Source organism: Anaeromassilibacillus sp. An250 (genome assembly GCF_002159845.1).
Classification (GTDB): domain Bacteria; phylum Bacillota; class Clostridia; order Oscillospirales; family Acutalibacteraceae; genus Anaeromassilibacillus; species Anaeromassilibacillus stercoravium.
In genome coordinates this window covers 106,292-119,696 of record NZ_NFJK01000001.1, presented here as the reverse complement: position 1 = coordinate 119,696, position 13,405 = coordinate 106,292, and the positions used below count along the sequence as shown (strand labels likewise).

At 51.4% G+C, this 13,405-nt stretch carries 15 protein-coding genes; 10 read left to right on the top strand and 5 right to left on the bottom strand.

Annotation, left to right across the window (positions count from 1 at the left end; genetic code table 11):
* Positions 1-87: 87 nt before the first annotated feature.
* Positions 88-735 carry a rhomboid family intramembrane serine protease gene (locus B5F54_RS00575; RefSeq protein ID WP_087228992.1) on the top strand — a complete coding sequence of 216 codons (648 nt, stop codon included), beginning with the start codon at positions 88-90 and terminating at the stop codon, positions 733-735.
* A gap of 99 nt (positions 736-834) precedes the next feature.
* Positions 835-1,221 carry an SH3 domain-containing protein gene (locus B5F54_RS00570; protein WP_087228989.1) on the top strand — a complete coding sequence of 129 codons (387 nt, stop codon included), beginning with the start codon at positions 835-837 and terminating at the stop codon, positions 1,219-1,221.
* A 57-nt stretch (positions 1,222-1,278) separates the two neighbouring features.
* On the opposite strand, the gene B5F54_RS18230 is transcribed toward B5F54_RS00570, so the two are convergent.
* Together B5F54_RS18230 and B5F54_RS00565 are read right to left on the bottom strand one after the other, a co-directional pair.
* Positions 1,279-1,413, bottom strand: coding sequence for a hypothetical protein (locus B5F54_RS18230; RefSeq protein ID WP_275532216.1), 135 nt, complete (start codon positions 1,411-1,413; stop codon positions 1,279-1,281).
* A gap of 57 nt (positions 1,414-1,470) precedes the next feature.
* Positions 1,471-2,721, bottom strand: a complete 1,251-nt coding sequence (locus tag B5F54_RS00565; RefSeq protein ID WP_087228987.1) for a glycosyltransferase — start codon at positions 2,719-2,721, stop codon at positions 1,471-1,473.
* A gap of 244 nt (positions 2,722-2,965) precedes the next feature.
* Here B5F54_RS00565 and B5F54_RS00560 point away from each other — a divergent pair, with 244 nt between their 5' ends.
* The 7 genes from B5F54_RS00560 to B5F54_RS00530 all read left to right on the top strand — a co-directional run bounded on the left by B5F54_RS00560 (position 2,966) and on the right by B5F54_RS00530 (position 11,025).
* On the top strand, positions 2,966-4,120 hold the full coding sequence (locus tag B5F54_RS00560; protein WP_087228985.1) for a glycosyltransferase: 1,155 nt from the start codon (positions 2,966-2,968) through the stop codon (positions 4,118-4,120).
* 24 nt (positions 4,121-4,144) lie between these two features.
* On the top strand, positions 4,145-5,209 hold the full coding sequence (locus tag B5F54_RS00555; RefSeq protein ID WP_087228982.1) for a glycosyltransferase: 1,065 nt from the start codon (positions 4,145-4,147) through the stop codon (positions 5,207-5,209).
* Positions 5,210-5,226: 17 nt separating this feature from the next.
* Positions 5,227-6,423, top strand: a complete 1,197-nt coding sequence (locus B5F54_RS00550; protein WP_087228979.1) for a glycosyltransferase — start codon at positions 5,227-5,229, stop codon at positions 6,421-6,423.
* A gap of 72 nt (positions 6,424-6,495) precedes the next feature.
* Entirely contained in the window at positions 6,496-7,956 is a 1,461-nt protein-coding gene (locus tag B5F54_RS00545) for a UDP-N-acetylmuramoyl-L-alanyl-D-glutamate--2,6-diaminopimelate ligase (RefSeq protein WP_087228976.1), read from the top strand.
* A 44-nt stretch (positions 7,957-8,000) separates the two neighbouring features.
* A complete protein-coding gene (locus tag B5F54_RS00540; RefSeq protein ID WP_087228974.1) occupies positions 8,001-9,377 on the top strand; it encodes a UDP-N-acetylmuramoyl-tripeptide--D-alanyl-D-alanine ligase in 1,377 nt (458 codons plus the stop codon).
* Between the two features lie 308 nt (positions 9,378-9,685).
* Positions 9,686-10,375, top strand: a complete 690-nt coding sequence (locus B5F54_RS00535) for an NlpC/P60 family protein (RefSeq protein WP_087228971.1) — start codon at positions 9,686-9,688, stop codon at positions 10,373-10,375.
* A 233-nt stretch (positions 10,376-10,608) separates the two neighbouring features.
* Positions 10,609-11,025: a hypothetical protein gene (locus B5F54_RS00530; RefSeq protein WP_087228969.1), complete on the top strand. Its 417-nt coding sequence runs from the start codon at positions 10,609-10,611 to the stop codon at positions 11,023-11,025.
* 293 nt (positions 11,026-11,318) lie between these two features.
* On the opposite strand, the gene B5F54_RS00525 is transcribed toward B5F54_RS00530, so the two are convergent.
* Both B5F54_RS00525 and B5F54_RS00520 read right to left on the bottom strand, forming a co-directional pair.
* A complete protein-coding gene (locus B5F54_RS00525; RefSeq protein ID WP_087228966.1) occupies positions 11,319-11,558 on the bottom strand; it encodes a hypothetical protein in 240 nt (79 codons plus the stop codon).
* Positions 11,559-11,660: 102 nt separating this feature from the next.
* Entirely contained in the window at positions 11,661-11,927 is a 267-nt protein-coding gene (locus B5F54_RS00520) for a hypothetical protein (RefSeq protein ID WP_087228964.1), read from the bottom strand.
* 311 nt (positions 11,928-12,238) lie between these two features.
* Here B5F54_RS00520 and B5F54_RS00515 point away from each other — a divergent pair, with 311 nt between their 5' ends.
* Positions 12,239-12,550: a LysM peptidoglycan-binding domain-containing protein gene (locus B5F54_RS00515; RefSeq protein ID WP_087228962.1), complete on the top strand. Its 312-nt coding sequence runs from the start codon at positions 12,239-12,241 to the stop codon at positions 12,548-12,550.
* Between the two features lie 67 nt (positions 12,551-12,617).
* On the opposite strand, the gene B5F54_RS00510 is transcribed toward B5F54_RS00515, so the two are convergent.
* Positions 12,618-13,214 carry a GNAT family N-acetyltransferase gene (locus tag B5F54_RS00510; protein ID WP_087229571.1) on the bottom strand — a complete coding sequence of 199 codons (597 nt, stop codon included), beginning with the start codon at positions 13,212-13,214 and terminating at the stop codon, positions 12,618-12,620.
* Positions 13,215-13,405 lie beyond the last annotated feature (191 nt).

Below are 13,405 nucleotides of genomic sequence, written 5' to 3'. Positions count from 1 at the left end.
ATGTCCGGCATGGAGAAGAATACTGCAATTGCTTGTATGAACAGGGCCATTTTGACCGAGACTTGAAGGATAAGGAAGGTGTTATCCATGAAATGGCTCAGTCAAATGGAACGCAAATTTGGGCGCTATGCAATACCGCATTTGATGTATACCCTGTCTGGAATCATGTTGGCCGTGTACTTGATCGACCTCTTTTTTCCCGGCACGCCGATGCAGTCCCTGCTGGCTTTGGACATGGATCTAGTCGCGCGGGGACAGATTTGGCGTTTCCTGACCTTTCTCTTTTTACCGCCTTCCAGCTCGCCGCTGTGGGTCCTTTTGAACCTTTATTTTTATTGCCTGTTGGGAAATGCGTTGGAGAAGGAATGGGGCACGTTTCGCTTGAATTTATTCTATCTGAGCGGAATTCTCGGGAGCGTTTTGGCCGCGCTAGTCACCGGCTACGGCGTGAACCGATATTTAAACTTGTCGCTGTTTTTGGCGTTTGCAGCGCTCTACCCCAATTTTGAATTGCTACTGTTCTTTGTCGTTCCGGTCAAAGCGAAATATCTGGCGGTGATCGATCTGCTTTACAGTGCCGGTTCGTTTTTCTATGGGGATTGGGCATCTAGAGCCGCCATCCTGATGTCCTTGCTCAATGTCCTGCTCTTTTTCGGTGCGGCTCTCTTCCATTGGGTCAAACGAAAAGCAGATTACTGGATCATGCGGCGGAATTTCCGGAAATATCACTGGTAAAGGCAAGTTTTGGAATTCTTGTATAAAATCGGTTGCGCAATTCTGGCCTTTGGTGGTATAATCTGTTTGAATCTTATAGAAAATGTGAGGAGGCGTTTTATGAAACGGGTTTTCTGTCTGTTGCTGGCGGCAAGTCTCTTTTTGCTCACCGGTTGCTTTGGAAAAAGTGAAGGGGAAGAGACTTCTTCCGAAAATCCCGCGCCTACGTCCTCCACGGTGGGAGAAGGGGATTCCAGTTTCATTCCTGCGTCTTTGCCACCATTGCCGGATGTACATCTGACGATTGGAAAGATTGTCAACATCATTGAGGGGAGTTATGCCAACGTGCGCAGCGCCCCGGACCAAAACAGCGAACCGATTGGACGTGCATACCCAGGGGACGCTTTCCTAGTGGACCCGCTGGGGAGTTCTGGCGACTGGGTCAAAGTTACCTATGAGGGGCAGAGCGGCTTTATTTTTCAGGCATACATTTCTGTAGAGGAATAAAGCAGGACAGGCTCTTGAAGCAATAGGAGCTTTGCCGACAATACAAAAGAGGCATTCCTACAATAAGCACTTTTCGGAGTGGCGCAGGGCGAAAGCGGCGCTGTTCCATTTTTCCTGGAAGAGATCGCGCCTGCAAAACAGCATATAGCGGTCCTTCTGATCGAAATTAGCAATCCCCCTGATGTAGTTCATTCTGCTACATCAGGGGGATTTTGCGATGGGCGTATTTTTTTGAGTTTGTTTGATAAATCAGGGACGGATGGCTTCGGCAAAACGGGTGAAGTTCCGCTCCCCGAAGAATTGTTCTTCCCAGACTTTGCGGCAATTGGCGCGCAGGGCCTGCCGTTGTTCCTGTGGAAGGCGGGAGAACGCCACAATTTGCTCTGCCAAAACATTTGGTGCAAACTCCATGGGAAGCAAAAAGCCGGTTTTGCCGTCTTGGACAATCTCGGAGGTACCGCCGACGTCGGTGGCAATGGCCGGGATCCCAAAGGAACACGCCTCCATGATGCTGACAGGAAGCCCTTCCGAGCTGCTGGTGTTGATAAAGAGGTCTGCGGGGTGTTGCTGATAATAGCGCATGAGCGCCTCGTTTTGAATGGGCCCGGCAAGCTGGCAGTCCATAAAACTGAGATGCTCCTTCGCATAGGCTTTTAAGGCGTCGAGGCCGTCCCCGCCGCCGAAGTGCGTCCAGTGCAATTTGAGGCCGCTGTCCTCCAAGAGGGATAGGGCTTGCGCCAAAAGCTCTACGCGTTTCACTGGGGAAATATGGCAGCAGCTCACGATATGCAGCTCGTCCCCTTGCGGCTCCGGGGAGAGGCCGAAATCGCGGGTGCCGAGGTATGCGGTCTCCACCTTTGTCTGGTAAGCGGGGTAGCTTTTTTTCAGAAGGTTACTCCCGTTGGCGGAGCAGGGGTAGACGCGGTCCAGATGCTCCAGCAGATAGGGGCGCAGCGGGAGATAGCCGGTTGCGTTGCGGTCCGCATAAAGGTCGTACCGGTGCGCACGGCTGACGGCCCGTTTTGCCTTTGCCCCGCAGTGGTCCCGCAGTCGGACGACGGCAAGCGCGATGTCGTAGAACCAGTAGCTGTAAAAGGTCACGCCGTCGTATTGCTCTAAGTTGCAATCGGCCAGTTTTTCGGCCACTGCACGGTAGACGGCTTCAGATTTAGCCAAAAAGTAGGTCAAAAAGCCCCGGCGCTTCAGGGAGCCTTTGACGGCGGCGCGCTCTTCCGGGCCGGCGTATCCACGGCAATTGGTAAACGGCAAATAGGAGAGCGCCGCTCCCGGCAGCGCCCGTTTGATGCGGGAAGCAGGAATGTGTAAAATGGTAGCGTTGGCTGGGACAGAACGGGTTTGTTCCGGTGCATCGGAGGTGCTGGTAGCGGCGATGACGAGGCGGTCAAAGGCCTTGGCCAGCAGGGGAACCTCGTCCTCGATAAATTCTTCCCCCTTGTCAAAGGGGTAGGTTTTGGTCAGGAGAACCAGACAGGTCTTCATGAACAATGCCTCCATTCAAGATCTATGCAAGGTTTGTCACGCTTCCAATGTTTAAGCGTACGGTGTGGATCGGCGTTTTATTGCCCCGCAGGGCTTCGTCTTTTCCTCTGACTATAGTATACTATAATCAAAGGAAAATCAAAGGCTTTCTACTTGCCCTCCCTGGGGCAGGATGGTATAATTTGTACAATCAATATGGAAAATAGAGAAGGGATGATTCCCCGGAAAGAAGGCTTTGCCATTCATGAAATTGCTGTATCTCACCTTCCAGGAGGACGCGCCGCTCTACCTCGGCGTTACACGGAAGATTCGCGGGCAGGCGTCCGCGTTTCAAAAGCTTGGCTATGAGGTGACTTATACCCTGTGGCGGGAGAAGACATTTTGTTTCTGCGGTGAGGACCGCCACGAAGTACAGATCGGGCCGGGCCGCGTGATGAAGCAGTTTTTCCAAATTGCAGCGGACTATGTGGCTGCGCACCGGTTCGACGTCCTGTATATCCGCCTGGACCGGATCAGCTTTGATGTGATTCATCTTTGCAAAGCCGCCCGAAAAGCTGGAACCCGGCAGATCGGGGTGGAAATCCCCAATTATCCCTATTTGAAAGATTACGCGCGAAACATTCAATACGCCAAGGGGATCAAAGCGGGCGCAACGACAGCGGCCAAGATTGCGGCCAATATTGCAGCGGACCGCCTCTCCGGACTCTCTTTAAAGGGGCTAGTCGATGGCGTTGTGCTCTATGGGAACCATGCAGACCACTTCTTCGGTGTAAAAGCAATCAATGCGGACAACGGCATCGATACGGATTCCATCCCGGTGGTTGCGCCGAAGCCGGAAGGGGAACCCATCACTATGTTGGGGGTGGCCGGGACGCTGTGGTGGCAGGGATACGACCGCATCCTGCGCGGCATGCAGGCGTACCGGGCGTCCGGCGGGCGTCATCCGCTGCGCTTTGTGCTGGTGGGCGGCGACCGCACCGAAATGCCGGGATTCCTGGCGCAAGTGAAATCCCTTGGCCTGACGGAGGACGTGCTGTGCCCGGGCTTTCAAACGGGTGACGAGCTGAACCGCACCTACCGTACAGCGGATGTGGGGATTTCCACACTGGGATGCTACCGGCGTGGGTTGACCCGCTGTTCCTCGCTGAAGGCGAGGGAATATGCCGCGGCGGGATTGCCGTTCCTCTACGCATATGACGACGACAGCCTCACCGGTAAGGAGCCGTTCGCGCTCCGTGTGCCGAATGACGATACACCGGTGGATATGGAGCAATTGATTGCATTCGTTGAGCGCTGTAGGCGGCAGGCGGATTGCAGCAGACAAGAACGAACATTTGCAGAAGAACAATACGATTGGAAGGCGATGATGCAGCGCATCCTTGCGTTCCTCGGTGCATAAGGGAATCGGAAAGGAGGCTTTTACGTGCCGAAGGTCAGTGTGATTGTACCGGTTTACAATGTGGAAGACTATTTGGAACAGTGCGTAAAAAGTATTTTGTCCCAAACTTTAGAAGATATAGAGGTTTTGCTTGTAAACGACGCTTCGACGGACGGGTCGTTGAAGGTTGCCCGCTCCTTTGAAACGGACAAGCGGGTGCGTGTCCTGGAGAAACCCCACGGCGGGTTAGGGGATACGCGCAACTATGGTGTGGCGCGCGCTACGGGCGAGTACCTCGCCTTTATCGATTCCGATGACTGGGTGGACCCGGAAATGCTGGAAACCGTCTATGCGGCGGCAAAGGAGCAGGAGGCCGACCTGGTGGTGTTTAACTATATGCGCGAAAACCTGATCGATGGGGAGAGCCGCGCGTGCAGCGTGCCATTGCAGGCGGGCGAGTCGGATGAAGAGCGCAACCGGGCATTGTTGGAAGAATTGATCGGCCCATCGGTGAGCGGGAGTTCCTGGCGCACCACGGAGATGCTGGGCTGTGCATGGCGCAGGCTCTACCGGCGTGCCTGGTTTGTGGAAAATCATCTGGCGTATTTCAATGAGCAGGAGATCATGCTGGAGGATCTGCCGGTGTCCATTATGGCGCATACATTGGCCAAGAAGATCGTCTTTGCCAAAGGCGCTTATTATCACTACCGTTACAACCCGGAGTCCCTCAGCACCCGTTACCGTCCGCACAAGATGGAAATGATGACGAAGTGCTACCAGGTTGTGCAGAAATTTCTGAAACAACAGGGGATGGATAAGCAATACCGGGAACGCCACTTGGCTTGGCTGCTCCGCAATGCAGCGCATTCTGCGCTGGTGAACTGCTTCAGCCCGCACAACCCTGCGGACGCCAAGCAGCGCAAGGCGGAGGTGAAGGGGATCTTGGAGACCCCGCTGTTAAAAGAAGCGGCGGCTTCTTCCTATCTGTTGGGCGGGAATCGGTCCGATCAATTGATCTTGCGGGTGATCCGCACGGGGAATCCGTCGATGGTCTATGCATTTTATCGCTTCTATAGCCATATGCTGTTCCGTGATACGCAAAAAAAATAACCGGAGGAGGGGTCGTCATGTCCCAGAAAAAACAGGTGCTTTTTATCAATTACAGTTTGCACAGCGGTGGGATTGAGAAAAGCCTGGTGACATTGCTCTCTCTGTTCGATTTTACAAGATATGACGTTGATTTGCAGCTTTTTGCCAATGAAGGGCTTTTTTTAGAGCGCGTTCCGCCCCAGGTGAACTTGCTTCCGCCCCTTTTCCCGGCAGAGTATAAGCTGAATATCCGCAAAGCGCTGTTTGCCTTGGTAAAGAGCGGCCACCCGCTGGCAGCGGTCTGCCGCTTGCTGGTGACCTTTGCAGGGAAAACCCCTGGGGGGATGGGGGACCGTTTGGCGCGCATGTGGAAAATTGAAAAGCACTTTGTGCATCCGGCCCGCAAAGAGTACGATGCAGTGGTGGCCTTTATGGAGGGGCAGCCCATCTATTATGCGGTCACCAAGGTGCAGGCCAAGCGGAAGATTGGGTTTATCCACGGGGACTACAACGCTATGGGGTTGAGCCAGGACTTCGACCGGTCCTATGTGAAGCAGCTGGACGCACTATGTACGGTCTCAGAGGGCTGTAAGATGGCGTTAGAGGATAATTTTCCGGAGTTCCGGGAGAAATTCCATGTGGTCTATAACATCCTTTCCGCGCAGTTCTTGCGGAAAATGGCGGAGGCGCCCGCGGATTTTGGGGACCGCTATTCGGGCAGCCGTGTGTTGTCCATTGCGCGCCTCTCCGTACAGAAGGGGTTAGACCTCGCCTTGCCCGCGGTTGCTTCCCTTCGCGAGAAAGGGCTGGAATTCCGCTGGTATATCATCGGTGTCGGTCCCGAGGAGGCCGCTTTGCAGGAGCAAGCGCGCTCCCTTGGAATCGAACAGGACGTCTGCTTCCTGGGGGAACAGGCGAATCCTTATCCGTTTCTGCGGGCTTGCGACGTGTATTTGCAGCCGTCGCGCTTTGAAGGGAAGTCCATTGCCGTGGACGAGGCAATGGTGTTGTGCAAGCCTATTTTGCTGACGGATTTCTCCACAGCAGCGGATCAGGTGACCTCCGGGGAAAATGGCTTGATCGTCCCCATGACGCCGGAAGGGATTGCGGAAGGCCTGGAAAAGCTGTTGACCGACGGAGAGCTGCGGCAGCGCTTCCACGACGCCTTGGAAGCAGAGGACTATACAAACGAAAACGAGATCGAAAAGGTATATTCACTGATCGGCTCGGAATAAACATAATTGTTTCCAATAGAAACAATGAACGATGGAAAGGAAGCGCCCTTTTGGACGCATCGGGGAAAGGTTATGCTTTTAAAAGATTTACTGGAAGGGTTGGAGTATCAGAGTTCCGGCAGTACGGAGTTGGAAATCTCCGATCTCATTTATGATTCGCGCAAGGCAAAGCCTGGATGTGCGTTTATCTGCCTGTGTGGGGCGAACGCAGACGGCCATCGCTATGCACAGCAGGCGGTAGAGGCAGGAGCCGTGGCGGTGATAGCGCAGCATGGGGTGGAGGTATCGGGGGCCACCGTCGTATTGGTGGAGGATACCCGCTATGCGCTTGCCGTGCTCTCTGCGGCGTATTTTGGGCATCCCGCGAAGGATCTGCGTGTTGTGGGCCTTACGGGGACGAAAGGAAAGACCACCACCTCGTATATGATCCGTTCCATTTTGGAGGATGCAGGGATCAAGACCGGCTTGATCGGCACCATCGGTACGGTGATTGGCGATCGGGTAATTAAGACGGAGAACACAACGCCGGAGTCGTATGAAGTGCAGAAGTCCCTCCGCCGGATGGCGGACGAGGGGTGTGGGGCGGCGGTGATCGAAGCTTCCTCCATCGGCCTGCGGGATCACCGGGTATCCGGTTTCACGTTTTCCATCGGCTTGTTTACGAATTTTTCGCCCGACCATATCGGCGGAAATGAACATAAGAGTTTGGAGGAGTACCGCGCATGTAAGGCGATGCTGTTCCGCCAGTGCGAGCTGGGGATCGTCAACATCGACGATGAAAATTGGAAGGCCATCACAGAAGGGCACACCTGCCAATTGGAGACCTATGGTTTCCATCCGGAGGCGCAGCTGCGTGCCAAAGGGGAGCGCTTACTCTCCCGCCCCGGCTATTTAGGGGTGCATTTTGAATTGGAGGGACCCTATCGGTTCGGCGTGGATGTGGATATCCCAGGGCATTTCAGCGTGTATAACGCGCTGGCAGCCATCGCGGTTTGCCGTCACTTCGGCGTAACCGAGGAGAACATCCGGCGCGGTTTGAATGCGGTCAAGGTGAAAGGGCGTGTGGAGCCGGTCAAGGTGCCGGGAAATTATACGCTGTTGATCGATTATGCGCACAACGCCGTCAGCATGGAGAACATCCTGGAAACGCTGCGGGAATATCATCCAAACCGGCTGATCTGCCTGTTTGGAGCGGGCGGCAACCGGGCGCGCTCCCGCCGGTATGAAATGGGGGAGGTCAGCGGGCGGCTGGCGGACCTTTCCGTAGTGACCGCCGACAACTCCCGGTTTGAGGATGTCATGGACATTATCTCGGATATCGAAGTGGGGCTGCACAAAACAGACGGGAAGTATATCGTGATCCCGGACCGCAAAGAGGCCATCAAATATTGCATGGACCACGCGCAGGAGGGGGACATTATTGTCCTCGCTGGCAAGGGACATGAAGATTATCAGGAGATCAAAGGGGTCAAATACCATCTGGACGAACGGGAAGTCGTTGCGGACATTTTAAAAGAGGAAGGGTTGTCCTGAATTTGGAACGCCCTAGAACATCCAAGAGAAAAGGAGGCAGAACCATGAAGATGACGGTGGAAGAAATTCGTAGAGCCTGTGGAGGGAAACTTCTGTGTGGGGACCCGGAAGCGGTTGTGACTTCTGTGAGCACCGACAGCCGGAAAATAGAGCCCGGCGCACTGTTCGTCCCCATCAAAGGGGAACGGACCGATGCGCATGCATACATCACGGCGACATTTGCGGCCGGCACGGTGGCAACCCTGACAGAAGAACATACGGAGATGGAGGATTCCCATGCTTGGATCCGGGTCCCCAATACCCTTTCCGCGTTGCAGCTGATCGCCACCGCATACCGCCAGCGGTTTTCAATCCCGGTGGTCGGCGTGACGGGAAGCGTCGGGAAGACGACGACGAAAGAGATGATCGCGCTTGCCCTTTCTGCGGAAAAGAAGGTTATGCGTACGGAAGGAAACCACAACAGCCAGGTCGGATTGCCGCTGACGATGTTCCGTCTGGAGCCGGAGCATGAGGTCGCTGTTGTGGAGATGGGGATGAGCGATTTTGGCGAAATGAGCCGTCTGGCGGAGATCGCAGCGCCCAATTGTGCGGTGATCACCAATATCGGGATTTCCCACATTCAGCAGCTCAAAACACAGCAGAACATCCTGGGGGAAAAGCTGCATATCATTGACCGTTTTCAGGAGGATTCTGTCTTGTTTTTGAACGGAGACGACCCCATGCTGGCGGGCTTGCGGGGAAAGCTCCGGGTAAAAACGCGGTACTTTGGGATGCAGCCATGGTGCGATGACCGCGCCGAACAGATCGCTTTCCACCCCAATGGGGTCCGGTTTGTCTTCCGAACAAATGGGATTGCACAGGAAGTGGATCTGCCCGTTTTGGGGCTGCACAATGTGACGAACGCACTGGCCAGCCTTGCGGTGGCACATTCCCTTGGAGTGGATTTGGAAAAAGCGGCCAAAGCCCTGCAGGAATATCAGCCCCTTGCCATGCGGCAGCAGCTGCACCGCCATAAGGGGATCACGGTCATCGACGACTCGTACAATGCAAGCCCGGATGCACTCAAAAGCAGCTTGGATATGCTGGAAAACCTGCGGGAACAGGATGGGCGTTGCATTGCGGTCCTGGCGGATATGCTGGAGCTTGGTGCCCTGGAGCACCGCGCGCATTTTGAGGTGGGCGCTTACGCAGCCGGAACCGGCGTGGATGCATTGGTGACGGTTGGAACGCGTGCGGCGGCCATTGCAGAAGGAGCGCGTTCTGTCAAACCGGAAATTCCCTGCCATGTTTGCGCTTCCAATGAGGAAGCGGTAGAGGTCTTAAAGGGGCTTCTTCGCTGCGGGGATGTTGTTTTAGTAAAGGGGTCCCGCGGGATGCACACCGATGAAATTGTGAAAAAGCTCTTGGAATATCTTGGCTAAGGGACTTTGCCCTGCCGTTTTACCGCCGGTAACATTTTTGTTACTTTTTAGTTCGAGAAAACCTGCGTAAAAGATGGATTCTTCCCGTCTTTTGCGCAGGTTTTTATATGTTTTTGAGGATTTTCTCCCTCCAACTGGTTACAATTTGTAATTTTTTTTCATGAAAGGGCTTGTCATCCAGTATAATCTGTGCTATACTGTAACCAATTTGTTACAGATTGTAATTTGTATGTAAAAATTGTTACATACTCGAATAAAACGGACAAGCTGTTTCCGCGGGAAGCGGCAGAAAATTGGAGGGGTTACCATTGAATCGGATAAACCGGAAATTTTTGCTTTTCTTTACGTTGCTGTTTGCAGCGCTGACGATTACAGCATCGTTTGGACACAGTGTGACGGCGCAAGCAGCGGAGGAAAAAACCGGCGTGTGTTTGGCGGATCATGTCCTTTTAGCATATAAGAATGGCTGGAAATACCGCAGCGGTTGCTATGGACAGTTCGTGGGAAATAAGCGTGCGAGCGATTGTTCCGGTTTGATTAAATCCTACCTTTGGTGGCAGGGAGAGGGCCAGAATCCAAATCCGGGATCGATGTCGGTGGCTGGCAGCTCCGGTGCGATGCTCCAGAGTGCCGAGGTTTCCGGAGACATCAATTACAATGATCCTTCCTCTCTTCCGCGTATCCACGGCTTGATCCTCTATCAGCCTGGCCATGTAGGGGTTTATGTTGGAAACAATATGGCGATTGATAATCGAAGCTCCGGGGAAGATATGAAATATGAAGAGGTCTTCGGGCGTAGAAACATCAAGTGGACAAAGTGGTTTAAGCTTCCCCAGATTACATATCCGACGACGGGATGGGCTACATATGATGGGGACAAGTACTATTATGAAAACGGACAATATGTGATCAACACGATCCGCATTATTGATGGTATTTCTTATACATTCGGTGAAGACGGAAAGATTGTAGAGCAAAAGCCATATGTCGCTTCATAAAGGGAGGGAATAATCCTCTGCAAAGAGAATCTCTTTGCAGAGGATTATTTTGTTTTGCATTGTTTCAACAAAGTACCGGTTGTTTTTTATCTTCCATTGTTTGAATCATATGTCAAAAATAGGTTTTCATAAAAATATGAATAAATTTTAAAAAAGGATTGCCCTAGTTTGTCCACTTTTGCAATTTTTTGTCGTTGTTAATAGATGTATCAATTTTAAAGGAGGCAGTTCCTATGTTTAAGAAATTCGCAGCCGTATTTTGCGCATTCTGCATGATTGCCAGCGTTGGTACCAACGCGATGGCCGTGGCAGAAGTGCAGCCCGATGAAGTAAGCGCGATTGAGATCCAGCCCCGCTACACTTACGCAGACTATGTAGACAGTTGGCTGGATGTCAGCGGAGGCACCGCTTATGTAGAGGCGGAAGCGGCAGGTAAGTCCAATGTAACCAGTATCCGTTTGACTGTTACGCTTCAAAAGAAGAGCGGCAGCAGCTGGTCGTCTGTCCGCAGCTGGACAGAGTCGGATTCCAGCGATTTTGTAAGCCTCTCCAAGGAGTTGTCCGTTTCTTCCGGAACGTATCGTGTGAGAGCAACAGCCGTCTTCAACGGTTCTGAAACGGTCACGGTTTATAGCAACACAGCACCGTAAGCTACCGATCTTTTATTTAAGACCGTCTAACGGATTTTGGATCAAAATAATTCCATGCGGATTGTTTTGATGGTGTCTTTCCAGCCGCGGGACTACAGTGGCTGGAAAGTGGGTTTCTGTTTTGTACCAGCGGAGCAAGCTCCGTAAAATCTTGCCTACATGCATTTACCAATACAACCAAACGAGAGGGCCGCCCTTCCCCGGGCGGTCCTAGTTTTTTGTCATAAATAATATAAAAAATACCGCTGTAGCGTTTTAACACTACAGCGGTATAGGTCTTTATGGGTGAATTTTTATCGATTGCCGATCATATAATTCAGGAACATGCTCTCATCTTCCGGATTTTCCACCTTCAACTCAGCGGAAACCTTGGAGCTTTTTGCTCCATCCAAGAGAGCCCGAACACCATACAACTGGCACAGCTTGCTTTTCAGGTTGAGGGTGTTTCCATCCTCTGTTACCAAATATACATTTCCTTGTGCTTTATCGAGAAGGTCAAGAAGCTTTTGAATATCGATGTCGTAAAGTTTCATAGTTACTCCCTCCAATGAATTTATAACTTGGGTCTATTATACCATGTAAACTACAGAATTACAATGTGAATGATAGACAAGATTCCAAAGGTTAATCCGCCATTATGTCTTAGTCCACCCACTTACTTTTGCGCAGCGGGACATCCAATAACGGCAAAACATTTCTTCATCTTCTTTGTCTTCAACGATAATTTCAGGAGAGATTTTGTTATCTTTTGAATCCTCGAGCAGCATCTTAATGCCATACAGCTGTGCCAGTTTGCTGTTCATTCCAAAAGAGACGCCCTCTCCCGTAACTAGATAAATGTTCCCTTTTGCATGTTCAAGCAGGTTCACAAATTCACCCACGCTAATGTCGTATAGTTTCATGTTTCCCTCCTTGTAGTTTACATAAAGGATTATATCATACATGTTGCATAATTGCAAGCCTAATTCTTTGTACAATATTTAAAATCCTGTAAAAAATTGGTAAAGGAATTGTGTATTATTGAGAGATAGGCTCCCACTTGCACACTTTTGCTTCATTGGGTTAAAGTATGCGGGCAGCGCCAAGCATGCTACAGGATTCTTTCGATACGTTATCAAAAGGCGAGAAAAACGGGTAATCACATTCACTTCTTGTCCTTGTAGCACATAAGATGGAGTGGCGTTTTTTATAATCAGTAAAGGAGAGAGTTTTCATGCCATCAATTGTTTATACAGTAAGAGAGGGAGATACCCTTTGGAATATCGCAAAAGCTTATGGCACGACTGTCAACGATATCGCCCGATATAATGGAATTGTCGAAACCGATGTGATTTATCCTGGACAGAGACTGCGGATTTTTGTCCCGGAGGAGAGCACACCGAAATGGTATGTCGTCCGTCCCGGTGATACCTTGACAAAAATTGCGGAGAAGTTTGGGACAACAGTGCAACGCTTGATGTGGCTCAACGATATTTCCGACCCGAATCTGATCTATCCGAGGCAGAGGCTGCGGATCCGTCCGTAAGTGCTTTTACGGCGGCTAGACATAGAAAATCCCCGCTCCATAGATCCTGATGGGGCGGGGTTCTCCTTTAAGAGTTTTTAGAATACGGGTAAACCTTTTCACTTAGCGGTGTACGGCATTCGCCTACCGAGGCAGAGTTTTGGCTGTACAACATTACAATTTCCCACATATCACGGATGAACGTGCGGTACTCTTCCTCAGTAATTGGCTTTGGCCAGCTTAGGATCAACAGCTGATGCGGCGTACAACCCTTTTGATAGGAGGGATGAATATAATAATATCCGTTGTAGTGAAAGCCCAGCCGCTCGTAAAAGCTTTTTCTCCGAATGGATATGTCGTCGATCGGCGGGTCGATCTCTAAAACGATCTTTTGGTTCCGTTTGCAGAATTCTTCTAGGCACCGGGAACCGATACCGCTACCCCGTAGGCTAGGTTCAATGGCAAGATGCTCAATATATTGAAATCCGCTCAATTCCCAATAAAATATTAAGCCGCAAAACTGTTCCCCCTCCCAGATGGTTTCACAGAAAAACCTTGGGTCAGCTAGCGCACGGATGTGGTCATCCAGGGAACGCTGTTCCTTCTCTGGGAAACTCACCTGATATAGAGAAAATGCCTTTTGAAATATGTCGTCCTTTTGGTCCATGTGCCGGATAAATTTCATAATATTCTCGTCCCTTCTATGTTGATGGATTAATTTCTTCATATGGTTTTGGAGCAGACCATTTCCATTCTAGCATATGCCTTGTAAAAAGTCACGGTTCCATGTTTGAAAGGGGAGAGAATCCTTGGCCGTTTAAGAAAAATGGAAGAAAACGCCAATTGATATCAATTCAGAAAATCAGACACGGCGGC